The sequence below is a fragment of the Saccharopolyspora soli genome, from assembly GCF_022678645.1.
Lineage (GTDB): Bacteria > Actinomycetota > Actinomycetes > Mycobacteriales > Pseudonocardiaceae > Saccharopolyspora > Saccharopolyspora soli.
In genome coordinates this window covers 18,581-34,557 of record NZ_JALBWV010000081.1, presented here as the reverse complement: position 1 = coordinate 34,557, position 15,977 = coordinate 18,581, and the positions used below count along the sequence as shown (strand labels likewise).

Annotated in this window: 16 protein-coding genes and 1 pseudogene; 9 read left to right on the top strand and 8 right to left on the bottom strand. The window is 67.3% G+C overall.

Translation table 11 applies throughout. The annotated features are described in order from the left end of the window. Positions 1-178: 178 nt before the first annotated feature. Positions 179-532 (top strand): annotated as a pseudogene (locus tag MOQ72_RS38440) (dihydrodipicolinate synthase family protein); the annotation flags it as partial. A gap of 107 nt (positions 533-639) precedes the next feature. Here MOQ72_RS38440 and MOQ72_RS38435 read toward each other — a convergent pair. The 5 genes from MOQ72_RS38435 to MOQ72_RS38410 form a co-directional block, all read right to left on the bottom strand. Further along, positions 640-1,560: a polysaccharide deacetylase family protein gene (locus MOQ72_RS38435; protein ID WP_242190865.1), complete on the bottom strand. Its 921-nt coding sequence runs from the start codon at positions 1,558-1,560 to the stop codon at positions 640-642. Positions 1,561-1,632: 72 nt separating this feature from the next. Continuing rightward, on the bottom strand, positions 1,633-3,060 hold the full coding sequence (locus MOQ72_RS38430) for an MFS transporter (RefSeq protein ID WP_242190863.1): 1,428 nt from the start codon (positions 3,058-3,060) through the stop codon (positions 1,633-1,635). Positions 3,061-3,095: 35 nt separating this feature from the next. Continuing rightward, entirely contained in the window at positions 3,096-3,494 is a 399-nt protein-coding gene (locus MOQ72_RS38425; protein WP_242190862.1) for a cupin domain-containing protein, read from the bottom strand. 53 nt (positions 3,495-3,547) lie between these two features. Beyond that, positions 3,548-4,291: a FadR/GntR family transcriptional regulator gene (locus tag MOQ72_RS45895; RefSeq protein ID WP_372495632.1), complete on the bottom strand. Its 744-nt coding sequence runs from the start codon at positions 4,289-4,291 to the stop codon at positions 3,548-3,550. A 316-nt stretch (positions 4,292-4,607) separates the two neighbouring features. Next, positions 4,608-5,621: an Lrp/AsnC family transcriptional regulator gene (locus MOQ72_RS38410; RefSeq protein ID WP_242190853.1), complete on the bottom strand. Its 1,014-nt coding sequence runs from the start codon at positions 5,619-5,621 to the stop codon at positions 4,608-4,610. A gap of 151 nt (positions 5,622-5,772) precedes the next feature. Here MOQ72_RS38410 and MOQ72_RS38405 point away from each other — a divergent pair, with 151 nt between their 5' ends. From MOQ72_RS38405 to MOQ72_RS38380, 6 genes are all read left to right on the top strand, one after another. After that, on the top strand, positions 5,773-7,092 hold the full coding sequence (locus MOQ72_RS38405) for an MFS transporter (protein ID WP_242190852.1): 1,320 nt from the start codon (positions 5,773-5,775) through the stop codon (positions 7,090-7,092). A 148-nt stretch (positions 7,093-7,240) separates the two neighbouring features. Beyond that, positions 7,241-8,335 carry a dipeptidase gene (locus MOQ72_RS38400; RefSeq protein ID WP_242190851.1) on the top strand — a complete coding sequence of 365 codons (1,095 nt, stop codon included), beginning with the start codon at positions 7,241-7,243 and terminating at the stop codon, positions 8,333-8,335. Between the two features lie 27 nt (positions 8,336-8,362). Beyond that, on the top strand, positions 8,363-9,553 hold the full coding sequence (locus MOQ72_RS38395) for an amidohydrolase (RefSeq protein WP_242190850.1): 1,191 nt from the start codon (positions 8,363-8,365) through the stop codon (positions 9,551-9,553). After that, complete coding sequence (locus tag MOQ72_RS38390; RefSeq protein ID WP_242190849.1) at positions 9,550-10,038, top strand: zinc-binding metallopeptidase family protein; 489 nt, start codon at positions 9,550-9,552, stop codon at positions 10,036-10,038. The genes MOQ72_RS38395 and MOQ72_RS38390 overlap by 4 nt, the downstream gene beginning before the upstream one ends. Beyond that, a complete protein-coding gene (locus tag MOQ72_RS38385) occupies positions 10,035-11,042 on the top strand; it encodes a ketopantoate reductase family protein (RefSeq protein ID WP_242190848.1) in 1,008 nt (335 codons plus the stop codon). Before MOQ72_RS38390 ends, MOQ72_RS38385 begins: the two co-directional genes overlap by 4 nt. Before the next feature lie 51 nt (positions 11,043-11,093). Continuing rightward, positions 11,094-11,870, top strand: a complete 777-nt coding sequence (locus MOQ72_RS38380; protein ID WP_242190847.1) for an SDR family NAD(P)-dependent oxidoreductase — start codon at positions 11,094-11,096, stop codon at positions 11,868-11,870. A gap of 197 nt (positions 11,871-12,067) precedes the next feature. Here the strand turns inward: MOQ72_RS38380 and MOQ72_RS38375 are convergent, their stop codons facing one another. Continuing rightward, positions 12,068-12,571: a MerR family DNA-binding transcriptional regulator gene (locus tag MOQ72_RS38375; protein WP_242190846.1), complete on the bottom strand. Its 504-nt coding sequence runs from the start codon at positions 12,569-12,571 to the stop codon at positions 12,068-12,070. A 21-nt stretch (positions 12,572-12,592) separates the two neighbouring features. On the opposite strand from MOQ72_RS38375, the gene MOQ72_RS38370 reads away from it, so the two are divergent. Next, on the top strand, positions 12,593-13,270 hold the full coding sequence (locus tag MOQ72_RS38370) for a class I SAM-dependent methyltransferase (protein ID WP_242190845.1): 678 nt from the start codon (positions 12,593-12,595) through the stop codon (positions 13,268-13,270). Between the two features lie 65 nt (positions 13,271-13,335). On the opposite strand, the gene MOQ72_RS38365 is transcribed toward MOQ72_RS38370, so the two are convergent. Further along, a complete protein-coding gene (locus tag MOQ72_RS38365) occupies positions 13,336-14,286 on the bottom strand; it encodes a helix-turn-helix domain-containing protein (protein ID WP_242190844.1) in 951 nt (316 codons plus the stop codon). Between the two features lie 70 nt (positions 14,287-14,356). On the opposite strand from MOQ72_RS38365, the gene MOQ72_RS38360 reads away from it, so the two are divergent. Beyond that, entirely contained in the window at positions 14,357-15,196 is an 840-nt protein-coding gene (locus MOQ72_RS38360) for an alpha/beta fold hydrolase (RefSeq protein ID WP_242190843.1), read from the top strand. A gap of 163 nt (positions 15,197-15,359) precedes the next feature. Here the strand turns inward: MOQ72_RS38360 and MOQ72_RS38355 are convergent, their stop codons facing one another. Next, positions 15,360-15,500, bottom strand: a complete 141-nt coding sequence (locus MOQ72_RS38355; RefSeq protein WP_242190842.1) for a hypothetical protein — start codon at positions 15,498-15,500, stop codon at positions 15,360-15,362. Positions 15,501-15,977: the final 477 nt, after the last annotated feature.

Below are 15,977 nucleotides of genomic sequence, written 5' to 3'. Positions count from 1 at the left end.
GTCCACATGATGAACCCTCAACACCGTGTCGGACAGATTTCGACGACCTACGCGCAAAGATCACCCAGGAGAGGGTGTCAATCGCCGGTGGGCTGCACTCCGGCTTGTTCGATCGTGAGCGTGGTCGTGCGTTCCGGCGCGATTGGTCGGTGCTGGAGACCTTGGGGAATGGCGACCCGACCGACTCACCTACATCGGCGGCTTGCCCACCGCCGAGACGTTCGCGCTGCCCTACACGGAACTGGGCGTCACCACCTACTCCTCGGCGATCTACAACTTCGTCCCTAGGTTCGCCGTCGAGTTCTACGAGGCAGTGCGCGCCAAGGACCGGGACCGCATCCACCGCGATCTCAACGAATTCATGATCCGCTACTGCAAGATCCGCGATCGCGCTGCTGGGTACGCGGTCAGCATCGTCAAGGCGGGTGTTCGGGCGATCGGCCGACCAGCTGGACCCGTCCGCACTCCACTGCGGGATCTGACCCGCGCCGAATCCGCCGAGCTGACCGAACTCATCGCCAAAGTCAGCTGACCCGGTGACCATCGGCGGCTGAACCATCGGGATCCCCACCCGTCGGTGACCGGTCGCGGCGACAATCGCGCGATCGATTCAAGGCCGGGTGAGCCGAGGAGGTATCGCTACTTGTTTGCTCCCTTTACGAAGTCATCCGAGTGCTCGGCCCACCACCGGGCGATATCCGACCTGCGAGCAAACCACACTCCGCCCTTGGCCTGGGCATGCTCGATGAACTCCCGCAACGCTCCCGTGCGTGCTGCCTGCCCCACCAGTCGGGGGTGAAGGCCGATAGACATCATCTTGGGACGACCCCTTGAGCCTTCAAGCCACAATTCGTCAAATCCGCGCTTCAAATAATCGAGGAACAGGCTCGGCGAACGGGTGCCTTGAATGTCGTTGTACGTCAACGAATAAGGTACTACGAGATGCCGCACGCCCGTTACTTCAACGTAGTACGGAAGATCATCGTTGTACGCGTCCGAGTCATAGAGGAACCCGCCGTGTTCCACGACCAACTCTCGCGTGTTGATCGAGGGACCATAACGGCAGTACCAGCCGCTCGGACCTTCTCCCCACGTCTCCTTGAAAGACGCAACAGCCTGCCGAATCCGGTTCGCCTCTTCCTCGCGCGTCAAGCGCCATTGCTCTTCCCAGCGCCACCCGTGCCCGAGCAGGTCGTGCCCTGCTTCCCGGGCCACTGACGCGACCTCGGGGTTGCGTTCAAAGGCTACGGCACAGGCGAAGAACGTGGCCTTGATGTCGTACTCGTCGAAGAGCCTGAGCAACCGCCATACACCGACCCGGCTGCCGTACTCGTACATCGACTCCTTCGCCAGATCCCTCAAGTGCCCCGGAAAGGCGTACTCCACTTCGGCTAGGCCGTCGTTTTCTCCGTCCCCCATCTCGTGGGAGTACTCAGATCCCTCCTCGTAATTTACCACGATATTGACAGCCACATTGGCATCGTTGGGCCACCGAACAACCGGAACGTCCTTGCCGTAGCCGACTAGATCGCGACTGAGGTTGCCTGAAATATCGTGCATCGACACCATCTCCTAACCAATAAAATCGCTGTCGTCCCAAAATATGGCGGGTAAGACACCACCATCGATCAACTATGCTTCGGCACCTGTTCGCTTATCAGACCCGTGAAGAACCTCCAGGGGCACCCGATGGGTTTCTGGCACGAATAATGCCGCTAGCGCCAAGCCCAAATACATGACCGCCACGACGCCGAACACCCAGAACTCTCCAACGCCCTGGAGGAGTGAACTGGAGATCAGTGGTAGAAGCGCCCCGCCAACAAACCCGGTATTTACGATGACGGCCGTTCCGAAACCCCGAACTCGGGTCGGGTACAGTTCGGGTGCCCAGGTCCAGATGGTGGTGTTGACGAGCAGCACGAAGATTTGGAACACAAATCCTAGTGCCAAGATGAGCGCATCACCCGCAGCGAACAAGGCGAAGGCGAGAACGGAGATTGCACTGCAGACCGCACCTGAGGAGACAGCGGTGCGGCGCGAAATAGCGAATCCGCCGTACGAGGCTATCGCACACCCGATGAGCCCACCGAAGTTCTGCAACATGGTGAATGTCACGCTGCCCTGGACTGAGTATCCTCGGCTGACCAGGATCAGGGGCATTAGCAGGACGACGCTGAACTGCGCACCCCACGCCAGGAATGCCGCGACCCCCAACGCAATGGTGCGACGGCGAAGTGGCCTGCTGAGTACGCTCTTCAGCGTCTGACGCGTGGACTCGTGGTGCTGGGCGCTCTCCGAGATGGCGGCGGTTTGACGGTCAACGTATTGGTGGACGTCGTCGCCACTTCGCAAGCGCAGCCTTCCAGTTGCTAGCCGCGTGAGGGCCTCGTTCGTCTCCTGGATCTTGCCTCGGCTCAAGAGATGAGCTGGTGTCTCAGGTAGGTACCGCCGGAAAAAGAAGATCAAGACGGCTGGCACCCCAAGCAGGCCGAAGGCCCACCGCCAGGCGTTGTCGCCAGCGTTGATCGCGGCGGCGAATGGACCGATCACGACCAAGGTGTAGGCGTAGGCGAGGAACATGCCAATACCGGCGGAGATCGTGTTGAAGAGCGACACGAAAACGCCCCGAAACTTGGTTGGTGTCAGCTCCGAGAGGTAGGTGAGCCCGACGGCGATCTCGCCGCCAACGCCCAGGCCGGTCACGATCCGGGTGACCCCGAGAATGACGGAGTTCGGTGCCATGGCTGACAGCACCGAGCCGAGACAGTAGATTCCCAGGCTAACGGCCAACAGGCTCCGGCGGCCGAATATGTCCGCAACCAGTCCCCCAATGACGCCGCCAGCGACGATTGCCAGCAGACTAACAGTGGAGAGTAACGCCAAGGCTGAAGCATCGACCCCGAGTTCCTTTTCAAGGGAAGGGCCGAGCGCCGAGAGAATGAGTTGTTCGAACACTTCGAAGAGGCCGCCCACCACCACCAGGGTGAGCGCCAGGTAATGGGTTCGCGTGAGCCCTAGTCTGTCGATGATTTCGCCGAGCGATCTGGGCTTGCTGCTCATGGCAGCTCCAGTGTCGAATGCCATGATTCCGCTTCCTATGTTCCGGTGTTGTCAATGAGCTCTGAAGAGGCATCTTCGGTGCGTGTTGGCGGCCGCGTGGGCATTGGAAAGGAGAACACGGAAACGAGGTCCTCGGCGCCGGTGTTCTCCAGGGCATGCCATGAGGCTGCTGGGATGAAGATGGCTTGACCTCGCTCGAAATCCAGGTCTCCTTGGTCAGTGCGCAGTCGACCAGACCCTTGGGCGACGTACATGACCTCAGAAGTGGCATGCGCGACCGTTTCCGTTCTCGGAGCTCCTGGTGGGATCGTCACCGCTCCGAGGCAGTTCTGGATCTCGGGAACGTTGTTGCCGCTCAACAACAAACCGTCGGCCGGTGGATTCGCGGGGTCTGGAATGACCTGCACGTACTTTCCCGTGATGATGTCAGTCATGATCCTTCTTCTATACGTGGATGCCGCTCAGCAAGTGCAGGAACTGCGACTGGTCAGAAATCTGGCCAATCGCTCTCCCGCTGCCCGGGGAAGAGTTGTTCCTTGTTTCGCTGGAGATGATCCTTCATGGCGTCCTCGGCCCGTTGGGGGCCATCGCTACGTATTGCGTCGAGGACGCGTTGGTGATCTTCAATCAGTTGGACTCGGTTCTCCCGGTCCTGGAGGATGATCTGGTTTATCAAGACCCACAAGGGCTGCCGGTCAATCTCAACCAATTCCGACGCAAAGTGGTTGAGGATGTGGTTCGGGCACATGGCGGCCAGATTCGCATGGAAAGCCATTGAATGATTGACGAAGTCGGGAAGTCGTGCTGGCTCGTCGATCAAGCGGGTGGCCACGTCGAGATCGCGCTGAACCTCATCGAGGTCGAGATCACCTGGGGTTGCCGCGAGAAGGCGGGAAACCGGTGGCTCGACTACGAGCCGAGCTGCGATCACGTGCTCGGGCGTTGAGCCGATCTCATGTCCATAGCGCTTGGAGAGCCCGCGACTCAAGTCGGCAACGTACGTACCGTCCCCGTGCCGCACGACGATGGCGCCGCTTAGCTCCAGTGCGAAGAGCGCCTCCCGCACGCTTACCCGGGACGCCTCGAACCTGGTCGCGAGTTCGCGATCTGACGGCAGTCGAGCGCCAGCGGCCAAGCCCTCCTGCTGTATCTCGCTCAGCAGCGCTTGCGCTATGCGCAAGTACCGTCGCTGCGGCCGGGATGATGCCCCCGATTGGTCTGGAGACTGCATCCCAAGAGGTTAGGCCAGCGACCCGGACCGTACAAGGGTCAGTCGGTTGGATCGCCAGAGGGCGGTCCGCTGCCGCAGACCTGAGATGGGGAAAGTGGTTGTGCGGTAAGGGAAACTGGGCCTTCTGAAGGTCCGGGTTCGCCGAACGGGAAGGCACTTCCAGGAGCAGCCGCATGGTCCGGTGGGCTCGTGCGCGACCGCGTGGCGACTGGCACCGATGAGGGCCGCCCGCGTTCGGGCGCGGACGTCGCCGAGGTCAACGGCCTGCTCACCGAACTGCTCGGCTAGGAACGACCCAACCCGGCGGCAAACGCCGTCAGGAATGGCCGCTGATGTCGGTTTCTCCGAGCGTCTCAGGAAACCAGGGCCGCACGATCGACGCGCGCTTGAGGGTGCGCAGCGTGAGCGTGACGTCGACTCCCTGGATGCCAGCGATGCCGCCGAGCGTGCCCGTCAGGAACCGGTGCAGGCCGGGGTAGTCGGCCACCGCGACCTCCGCGCACATGTTGTGCTCGCCCGCCGTCGCGCACAGCAGCAGCACGGCCGGGTGGTCGGCGAGCCGCTGGGCGACCTGGTCCACCCGCCGCGGATCCACTCGCAGCCAGAGGAACGCGGTGACCGTCAGCCCGATCGTCTCCGGCTCGACCACCGTGCGCAGCCGCAGCGCGCCGCTGCGGCACAGGTTCTCCACCCGGCGGCGCGCGGTGCTCTGCATGACGCCGGGGCGGGCGGCCAACTCGCTCCACCGCATCCGGCCGTCCGAGGCCAGCGCGGCAGCCAGCGTCTCGTCCAGCTCCGTCAGCGGCGGCGCGAGGTCGGTCGGGTGCGGCCGCTCCCAACGGTCGATCCGCTCGGCACGCAGCGCCGCCACCTTCTCCGGGGGCAGCAGTCCCGGGTTCCATCGCACGCCGGAGGTGAACCGGCGCAACACCACCTCACTGCTCCCGCCGGTCACCCCTGGCAGCTTCGGAAGCCGCAACATGGTCAGCTCCAGCAGGTGGCTCCGATCGACCGCCACCAGCTCCACCAGGCAGTCCGCCACGCCGGAGACCAGCGAGACGAACCGGACGCTCGGCCAGTCCGAGATGGCGTTGGCCACGGCGACCGCGGCGCCGGGCGCGCAGCGCACCCGGACGAACACGGGAACGCCTCGCCCGGTCGCCAGCACGTCCAGGTTCGCGGCGACGTTCACCTCGCCGGAGGCCAGCAGCCTCGTGGCGCGCCGGGACACCGTGGCCTCCGAGGTCTCCACAGCGCGGGCAATCGCTGGCCAGCTCGCCCTCGGATTCGCGATCAGCGCCGCGACGACGAGCCGGTCCAGGTCATCCATCGGAAACATTGCCCATCAAAATAGCGCCATGCATTGATAGATCCTTGCACATGTCCGTCAAACATTGCCTGTTCGCCGTTGCTCGGTCTGAACTACTCCGCGTCATACCGAGCGGATCGGCTGCTCGGTACCTCTCCCGGCGGAGCAGATCATGACCTCCTCCAGCACGGCCATACCCGGAACTCCGGCAGCGGGGGCGGGTGTGGGCACCGGCCGCGCCCTGGTCGTCGGCACCATCGGCAACTTCGTCGAGTGGTTCGACTGGTCGATCTACGGCTTCTTCACCCCCTACTTCGCCCGCCAGTTCTTCCCAGGCAGCGGCAGCTCCGCCACGCTGCTCACGCTGCTGGTGTTCGCGATCAGCTTCTTCATGCGCCCGATCGGCGCGGCGGTGCTGGGCATCTACGCGGACCGGCACGGTCGTCGGCATGGGATGACCCTGACCATCCTGCTCATGGCCGGTGGCTCGCTGTTGCTGGCGATCTCGCCCAACTACGCGACGATCGGTTGGCTCGCGCCGGTGCTGCTGGTGATCGGCCGACTGCTGCAGGGCTTCTCGACCGGCGGCGAGTTCGGCACCTCGGCGTCGTTCCTGGTGGAGTGGGCCAAGCCGAACCGCCGCGCGTTCGCCGGTTCCTTCCAGCAGGTCTCGGTGTCGCTGGGTATCCTGCTCGCCTCGCTGAGCGCGACCGTGCTCACGCATGTCCTGGACAGCGGCCAGCTCGACTCCTGGGGCTGGCGGATCCCGTTCGCGCTCGGCGCCGTCATCGGCCTGATCGGCCTGTACATCCGCCGCAGGATGGCCGAGCCGGAGACGTTCAAGATGCTCGAGCGCACCGGCCGCCGGGAGGCCACCCCGTTCCGCTCGATGTCCGCTGGCCACCGCCGCGGCGCCTGGTTCGTGTTCGGCATCTCGATCGCAGGCTCGGTGATCACCTACATGTGGCTGACCTACCTGCCGACGTACGCGGTGCTCACGGTCGGCGCGGACAAGGCCGACGCGCAGCTGGCGAACACGATCGCGCTGGCGTTCTTCGTCGTTGTCCTGCCGTTCTCCGCGCTGCTGTCCGACCGGTTCGGGCGCAGGCCGACCATGCTGGTCTACGCGACCGCCTTCGTGATCCTGCCCTTCCCGTTGCTGCTGACGATGGGCGGCAGCTTCGGCAGCGTCCTGCTTGTCTCGGTCATCGGCATGGCGTTCCTGTCGCTGAACCACTCCAACCTGGCCACTGTGTTCGCCGAGCTGTTCCCGCCGCAGGTGCGCACGATCGGCATCGCCTTCCCGTACGCCATCTCCAACGCCATCTTCGGCGGCACCGCGCCGAACGTCATGCAGTTCTTCGGTTCCAAGGGCAATCTCTGGGCGGTTCCGCTGTACGTGAGCGTGTGCGCGCTGGTGACCGGGTTGTTCTTCTACTTCATGAAGGAAACCAAGAAGGTCGACACCACCGATGTGGAGATGCGGGCATGAGTAGCCCTGTGTCAACCCCAGTCCTCCTCAACCGCACCCCAGGGGACCGTGACGCAAACCAGCCACAAGCAACCACGAAACGCGAGATTCGTGTGGACGCCACCACCACTGCGAATCGCGGAGAGGCGGAACTGGAGGCGGACTGGTCATGACCGTCACGCTCGCCGCCGACAGCGGGCGGCTTCCCGAGTACCCGATGGAGCTGGACTCCGCGCAGTCGCAACGCGTTGAGCGCCTGCTGGCAGGCACGGTGATCTCGCTGCACGACCACCCGATCCGCCTGCCCGACCCGCTCACCGCCGAGACGTGGAAACTACACAGTGGACAGAGTGCCGACGTGTTCGGCGGCGACGCCATCGTCCGGTCCGGACTGAACGTCGTGCTGGCGAGCGCGCTGGCCGAGCCGGACCAGCGCCGCCTGCTGTCCTGGGCGGCGGCCATGCGGCCGCAGCTGTTGGGCCCGGAGCTGTCCGGGGCGGAGAGCCTGGCGCTGGCCATGCGCGGCGAGGGGTCCGCCGTGCTGCTGGCGCTTGAGGACCTCGGCAGCATCGGCACCGACCTCGTCGGCATCGAGGAGTTGTACCGGGCCGGGTTCCGCTCGGCCGGACTGGTCTACAACACCGGCAACGCCCTCGGCGGCGGCCTCGGGCAGAGCACCGACGGCGGGCTGACCGAACCGGGGCGCCGGGCCGTGGCCATGCTCAACGACCTGCACATGCTGGTTGACCTGTCGCATGTCGGCGACCGGACAAGCATCGAGGCAGCGGCGCTGAGCACCGCGCCGGTGGTGATCAGCCATGCCGGGGCTCGCTCGCTGTGGCCGAGCGCCCGGATGAAGCCGGACGACGTGCTGCGCGCGGTGGCCGACACCGGCGGCGTGATCGGCATCGAGGCCGCGCCCGGATCGACCAGGGTGTCCGCCGACACCACCCACGACCTCGACGCGGTGATGGCGCACGTGGAGTACGTCGCCGAACTCGTCGGCGTCGACCACGTCGGGCTCGGCCCGGACACCTTCTTCGGCGACCACACCCAGCTCTACTCCGCTGCCGGGTGGTCGCCGCAGCCGGTTCCCGGCTACGAGCGGCTCGCGCTGCCGGACTACGTGGCCGGTATGGAAAACCCGGCGGAGGCGCCCCGCAACGCGGCCAGCTGGCTGGTGCGGCGCGGCTGGTCCGACGCGGACATCGCCAAGGTGCTCGGCGCCAACGCCGCCCGGGTACTGGAATCCGTGCTGCGGTAGCAGGTTCAGACACGAGAAGGAGGATCCGTGACCGGCGCGAGTAGCGAGGTCCACGCGCGCATCGCCGAGGAGATCTCGGCACTGTCGGACACCCTGGTTGGGCTGAGCCTCGACCTGCATGCCAACCCCGAACTCGCGCTGGAAGAGGAGTACGCCGCGCGGCGGCTGAGCACTCTGTTGGCGGACAACGGTTTCGAGGTGACCAATGAGCTCGGCGGGCTGAAGACGGCGTTTCGCGGCACGGCGGGCGAAGGCACCCCGACGATCGCCTTCCTGTGCGAGTACGACGCGCTGCCGGGGATCGGGCACGGGTGCGGGCACAACTTGATCGCGGCTGGCGGCCTCGGTGCCGCGCTGGCGTTGCGCCGCGCCGCGCCGGAACTTCCCGGCACCATCGCCTGCATCGGCACGCCAGGGGAAGAGGGGGCCGGTGGCAAGGTTCTGCTGCTGGAGGCCGACGCGTTCGAGGGCATCGACGCGGCGCTGATGTTCCACCCCGGCGACCGCACGATGCCGATCCGGCACGCCACCGCCTCCCGCAAGATCGTGCTTGAGTTCGACGGCGTGGCCACGCACGCCGCGGCCACCCCGCAGGAGGGCCGCAGCGCGCTCGCGGCGGTGCTCCAGTTCTTCACCGGGGTGGACTCGCTGCGCCAGTTCATCCCGGAAACCAGCCGGATGCACGGGATCATCACGCACGGCGGCGAGGCGGCCAACGTGATCCCGGCCTACACCAGGGCTGAGTTCATGGTCCGCGCGTTGACCAGCGACGTGCTCAACGACCTGACCGAGCGGGTGGAGGCAGTGGCGCGTGCCGCGGCCAGCGCGACCGGAACCTCCGTGCGGATCACGCGCGGCGTCGTCTACGCCGAACGCAAGAACAACCACGTGATCGCCGAGCGGGTCGCCGAGCACCTGCGCGGCCAGGGGGTCGCCGTGGAACAGCCGATCCTGCGCGGCGGCACCGGATCCTCCGACATCGGCAACGTCAGCCTCGTGCTCCCGGCGATCCATCCCTATTTGCAGGTGATGGACACTGGCACCCCGACGCACTCGATCGCGATGGCCGAGGCCGTGGCGACCCCGAGGGCCCAGGCCGCGATGCTGGCCATGGCCACCGCGCTGGCCTGCACCGGCGCGGACCTGCTCGCCGACCCGGGGCTGTTCGCGGCCGCGCGGCAGGAATTCGCCACCAGCGGACCGGATCTACCGCAATGAGCCCGACCCCGCGTCCGTCCTATCTGGACGATGTGGACGACGTGGTCGCGGTGCGGCGGGACCTGCACGCGCATCCGGAGCTCGGCTTCACCGAGATCCGGACCGCCGCGCTGGTGCTGACCGCGTTGGAGCGGCTCGGCTGGACGGCCCGCTGCGGCCGCGACGTTTTCGACATCACCGGCCTGCCGGGCCTTCCGGACGCCCAGGTGCTGGACGCTGCCGAGCAGCGGGCGCTTGAGGAGGGCGTGCCGAGCCCACTGGTGCAGCAGCTGCGCGGGGGCAACACCGCAGTGGTGGCCGAACTCACCGGCAACCGGCCCGGCCCGACCGTCGCGCTGCGCTGCGACATGGACGCGCTGCCGATCCTGAAGTCCATACAGGACGATCACAGGCCGACCCGGCTCGGCTTCTCGTCGCGGCACCCCGGTGCTAGCACGCCTGCGGGCACGACGCAACGGCCTGGGGCGGAAGGAGAGTTGCAATGATCTACACGATTGTCGGCGGCGGCGCCATCGGCGGCACGATCGCGTTTCACCTCGCCGAGTCTGGCCACGAGGTGCTGCTGGTGGACACCGACACCGCGCACGTCGACGCGGTCTCCCAGCGGGGCCTGTCGATCCGTCGGCCTGACGGCCGGGTCGAGACGCAGCCGCTGCGGGCCGTGACCCCGGCGGAATTCGACGGCCGGCTGGAGCGAGTGATCCTGGCCGTCAAGGCGCAGGCGACCGGCACGGCGGTGGACTGGATCCGGCCGCGGCTGACCCCGGACGGCTTCGTGGTGAGCCTGCAGAACGGCCTGTGCGAGGCGGAGATCGCCGCCGCCGTCGGCCCGGAACGCACGATCTCGGCGTTCGTGAACCTGTTCGCGGACCTGGTCGAGCCCGGGGTGATCGCCGACGGCGGCCCTGGCGCGCTGGTGGTAGGCGAGCTGGACGGGACGATCGGCCCCCGCGTCCGGCAGATCGTGGCGGACCTTCAAGCCTGGGGTCCGGCGAAGGCGAGCACGAACGTCGCCGGGCACCTGTGGTCCAAGCAGGCGTACAGCGCGATCGGCGCGGCGAGCGCGACCGTCGACCAGCCGATCCATCAGACGATCTCCGAGCACCGCGCGCTCGCGGTGGCGCTGGCCCGCGAGGTCTACGCCGTCTCCGCCGCGCTCGGCGTCACGCCGGAGCCCTTCGACGCATGGGAATCCGACGCCTTCGCACCCTCGGCCAGCCAGGAGGCGACCTGCGCGGCGCTGGACCGGTTCTGCGCGTGGCTGCGCACCCAGCCCAAGGACCGGACCGGGATCTGGCGCGACATCGCGGTCCGGCACCGCAAAACCGAGGTGCCCGCGATGTTCGCCCCGATGTTCCGGCTGGCCGAGGAGCACGGGCTGGCCTGCCCCGGCGTGTCGGCGGTGATCCGGATGATCGGCGAGCTGGAGGACGGGCGGCGGGCGATGTCGCCGGAGAACCTGGACGAACTGGACCGGGCCGTCGCGTGAGCGGCCCGCACCTGGATCACGGGCTGAGGCCGCGACACTAGGAGGATTGTGATGTCTCGTCATGTGCTGGTGACGGGCGCCGCTGGCGGACTGGGCAGCGCGATCGCGCGCCGCTTCGCCGAGGCGGGCGACCGGATCACCGGGGTGGACACCCGCGCCGAGCCGCTGGGCGCCGCCCTGGCCGACATCCCGGGCGCCCAAGCGATCGTGGCGGACCTGCGGGAAAACGACGCACACCGCTTCGTCGAGCGGGCGTGGGAAACCAGCGGCCCGGTGGACGTGCTGGTCAACGCCGCAGGCATCTGGCCTGCCACCCCGCTGCTCGACCTGACCGCCGCCATGTGGGACAACGTGATGGCGATCAACACCAGGGCCCCGATGCTGGCCACGGTCGCGCTGGCCCGGCTGGCCGTGGCGGCGGGTCGGCGCCCGAACGTCGTCAACATCGCCTCCGGCGCGGCGATCCGGGCGCGCCCTGGCGCGGCGCACTACGCGACCTCCAAGGCGGCCCTGGAGATGCTCACCAAGTCCTGCGCGGTGGAGCTCGGCGCGCACGGGATCCGCGTCAACGCGGTGTCGCCGGGGTTCGTGGCTGGCAGCAGCCAGGAGGTCAACCCGATCACCGAGGAATACGCGGCGGCGGTGTCCGGCAACGCGCTCGGCCGGATCGGCCAGCCTCCGGACGTCGCCTCGGCGGTGTTCTTCTTGGCCTCGGAGCAGGCGGAGTGGATCACCGGCGCGGTCCTTCGGGTCGACGGCGGGTCCTCGGCGGGCAACCCGGCCCTGCCGGTGCACTGGTCGGGCGCCACCGAGGTGCAGACCCCGTAGCCGATCCACGTGCCGAGGTCGCAGCCCGCCACGACCAGCGCTCTGCGCACCGGACTGCCCGGCCGCCTGCTGCTGGACCGGCTCGAACAGTCGTCGGTGCGCGCCCGCAGCCGCGGCACACCGTCTAGCGCCGAACAACGGATTAGGCATTAGGAGGTGTGGACGCAGGTCAGATTACCGTCCACATAGGACTTCGATCACTTCGTCCGTTGGCCGTGCAACTGCTGGTGGGATCGTGACAGTGGCTGGCCAGCGAGCCGGGCGGTGATGCCAGCGTTGAAGTTGGGGCATTGCGTGATGTCCTCGTGGGGGCAGCGCAGTCCGTGCCTGATGGCATCGCGGGCGGCCTGCGCCCTGGCGATCTGCTCGTCGAGTTCCGCGAGCTTGCGCCGGGCGAGCCGTTCCCATTCACCGCACGTGCTCTTGCGCGAGGCCATGAGGGCTTTCTGCTCGGCGAGGGTGAACCCCGCGTCGCTGTAGAGCAGGATGGTGCCGACAACTCGGGCGGCCGATTTGGGGTAGCGGCGCTGCCCCGAGATCCTCGCTGGCGGGGGGAGCAGACCGACTTCTTCGTAGTAGCGCAGGGCCGAGGTGGTGACTCCCGTGCGGCGGGCCAGTTCGCCGATGGTCAGCAGGTCGCCAGGCGTGTTGACTTCAGGTGCGCTTGAAGGCGTTGACTGCCGACCATGGGAACACGACATGGGAAAAGCATGCCACGGGCAGTGACCGCAGCAGTCGAGTACGGGGTCGCGCGTGCCGGGATCGCCACCGTGCGCGTCCTGGACCGCGACGTCATCGGCCAAGCCCATCATCCCCGGGGCGCGGCCGGGCGCGTGACCGCCTGGGAGATGGCCCACCGCCCGTCCAACCGGCAGCGCAGCCGCTGGGTGGTCTCGCTGCTCGGTGTGCAGCCCGCCGACCAGGTCCTTGAGATCGGTTTTGGCCCCGGCCTGGCGATCGCGGAACTGGCCCGCGTCCGCGCAGGCCACGTGTACGGCATCGACCATTCCGGCGTGATGCTCCGGCAGGCGTCCAGGCGCAACGCCGCCGCTATCCGGGCCGGGCGGGTCACGCTGATCGAGACTTCGGTCGATCAGCTTCCGCCCGCTCTCGACGGCCCCTTCGACGCCATCCTCGCCGTCAACTCTCTCGGGTTCTGGCCCGCACCGGCCCAGCGGCTCGCCGAACTGCGCCGACGCCTCGCGCCTGGCGGGCGCATTGCCATCGCGTCCCAGCCCCGCTGCGCCGGGGCCACGGCGGACACGTCCCGCAGCGCCGCCCGCGAAATCGAGAACCTGCTGAGAGACGCCGGTTTCACGCACCTGAGCACCCAGACCCTCCCCCTCAGCCCCCCAGTGGCCTGCGTCCTTGCCACCAACCCGGCCCCGGACACCAGGTAACACACCGCACGCATGACTCGGCACCCAACGCTCAACTCCTCGAACCGCCCCTGCCCGAGCATTGCCTACCGGGTTTCGCCGAAGGTCCGTCGGTAGGCGCCGGGTGTGGTGCCGAGGTGCGCCCGGAAGCGGCGGCGCAGGTTGACCGCCGAGGCGAGTCCGACCCGGTTGGCGATGGCTTCCACCGGAAGGTTGGTCTGTTCCAGCAGCACCCGTGTCGCGTCGAGGCGCTGGCCGAGCAGCCACTGTCCCGGGCTGGTGCCGAGCTGTTCGGTGAACCGCCGGGCGAGAGTTCGGCTCGACAGCCCGGCGCGTTCGGCGAGCTGGCCGACGGTCAGGGTGTCGAGCTGGGCGGTGGCCCACTCCAGCAGTGGCGCCAATGACTCGTCCGCCCTGGCCGGGGCGGGCTGTGTGACGTACTGGAGTTGGCTGCCCTCCCGATGTGGCGGCAGCACCATGTTCCGGGCGATCTGGGCGGCGTATGCCGCGCCGTGGTCGGAACGTACGAGGTGCAGGCACAGGTCGATGCCCGCACCGGACCCGGCGCTGGTCGCCACGTCGCCGTGGTCCACGTAGAGCACGTCCGGGTCTACCTGCACCTCGGGGAAGGCAGCGGCGAGTTGGGCGGTTTGGCGCCAGTGCGTGGTGGCGCGGCGGCCGTCGAGCAGTCCGGCCTGAGCGAGGACGAACGCCCCCGTGCAGATGGCGATGATCCTCGCCCCGCGCTGGTGGGCAGCCCGCAGCGCCTCGGTGACGGTCGGCGGCGCCGGTGTGCCGGGCGGCTGCCAGCCGGGGATGACCACGGTGTCTGCCTCCTGGAGGGCCGCCAGCCCCGTGTCGACGAGCATCGCGTAGCCGACCGTGGTCTGCAGGGGGCCGGGGCGCTCGGCGCAGATCCGGAAGTCGTAGTGGGCTGGCACGTCCTGCCGGACGATGCCGAAGACCTCGGCGGCACAGGCGAGTTCGAAGGGTGACTGGGGCGGGTTGAGCAGGGCCACCACCCGATGACGGTTCATGGCAGGAATATACCCATGGATGTCTTTTTGGACTCTCGGCCGGGAGGTAGGCCCCGGTGACAGTGGTGCCATGAGTGAAACCGCTGAAACGGGCGTGTTGAGGACCGCAGTCCAGGTCGACGGCGAAACGGCCAGCTACCTGACCGCAGAGCAGGACGGCCCGGCCGTGTTGCTGCTGCACGGAACGTATTGGAGCCGGGTGTGGCTTCCGGTGCTGGGTCGCCTCGCGGAGGCGGGGCTGCGGCCCCTTGCGGTCGATCTCCCCGGACTTGGGCGCTCGGGCGGCGAGCTCACCCTGGAAACGGCCACGGTCCCGGCCCTCGCGGATTGGGTGGCGCGATTCGCGTCCGCGCTGAAGGTCTCCGGGCCGATCGCCGTGGCAGGTCATGACATCGGCGGCGCCGTCGCCCAGCACCTCCTCGCCCACCATCGGCTGGAGGTGTCCCGGCTGGCCTTGGTCAACTCAGTCACCTACGACTCCTGGCCAGCACCCCACGTGGCCCGGTTCCGGGACCCCGTGGTCGCCGCGGCGCCCCCCGCCGCTGAACTTCTCGGCGCCCGCCGCCAGGCCGTGACAGCGGCGCTGGCTGGTGCCGCCACCGAGCAGCTGGTCGCTGACTACCTGGATCCGTGGACCGTTCCGCGGGTCCGCCGCTCCTGGCTGGCCATGGCGGGCGCGGCCGAAAGCCGCTACACCCTTGATCTCGTTCCCGCGCTGCAGCGGTCCACGACGCCCAAGTTGCTGATCTGGGGCGAGGACGACGGCTTCGAGAAGGTGGAGTACGCCGAGAAGTTCGCCTTGGAGATCCCGCAAACCACGCTCATGCGTATCCCAGAAGCGGACCACATCCCCACGGAGAACGCCCCCGGCCAGATCGCCCGCGCCCTCATCGATTTCTTCACGACGTAGCGGTCTTGCTGTGCGGGATCCCAGACTCCGAACAGACGACATGATCAACTACCGAACATTGAAGACGGGGAATCTCGAAATCAGAACGGCCCTGAGCACCACATTGTCCGCACCAGTTCCGATGGACTGCTGGTTTCACACGAGCCAACCGCGTAACTCGCCTTCAGTTGTAGCCGAGGGCGATCACGTCGTCGGTCTCATCGACATCCTCAGCTGGTTGCCGAGCCGAGTCGGTCTGCACTGGCGGAACTTCCGTCCGGACCTCCGCTTCGGCACGTGCCGCCTTCTCCTCCTGCGGATCCATCACGGATCATCCCAATTGCGTTGTGTCGACTCACAAATCCTGCCATCCGCACCAGGTCCGCTGCCAGCCGCGCGAATTGCTCGGCGGATACGCCACCGGACTTACCCGCATCGATCGCCCGGGAAACACCGCATACCGGCGCGCTGGCGAGTTTGGTGGGCGAACGGAACCTCGAATGGTGGTCCGAACGAACCAGCTCCGGGGAGTACAGTACGATGTGGACAGTTCCGACCTCGACGAATGAGCTGCCGCAGCTCGCTACCCGAGTTCGTCAGGACTCCCTGCGATCGTTCGATTCGGGCCCGTTGACATAATCTTTCACCTGCTGGGCTTCCGACCAGTAGCGCTGCGCATCTGACGCGGCGGCCGTCAACACACCCGACAGGTGCAAGGACCAGTGGTAGCGAGCTCCCCGCACCGACAAACCGTGAACGGTGTCAACGCCGCCTGCTCAATCCCGATCACCTGCACCAGCAC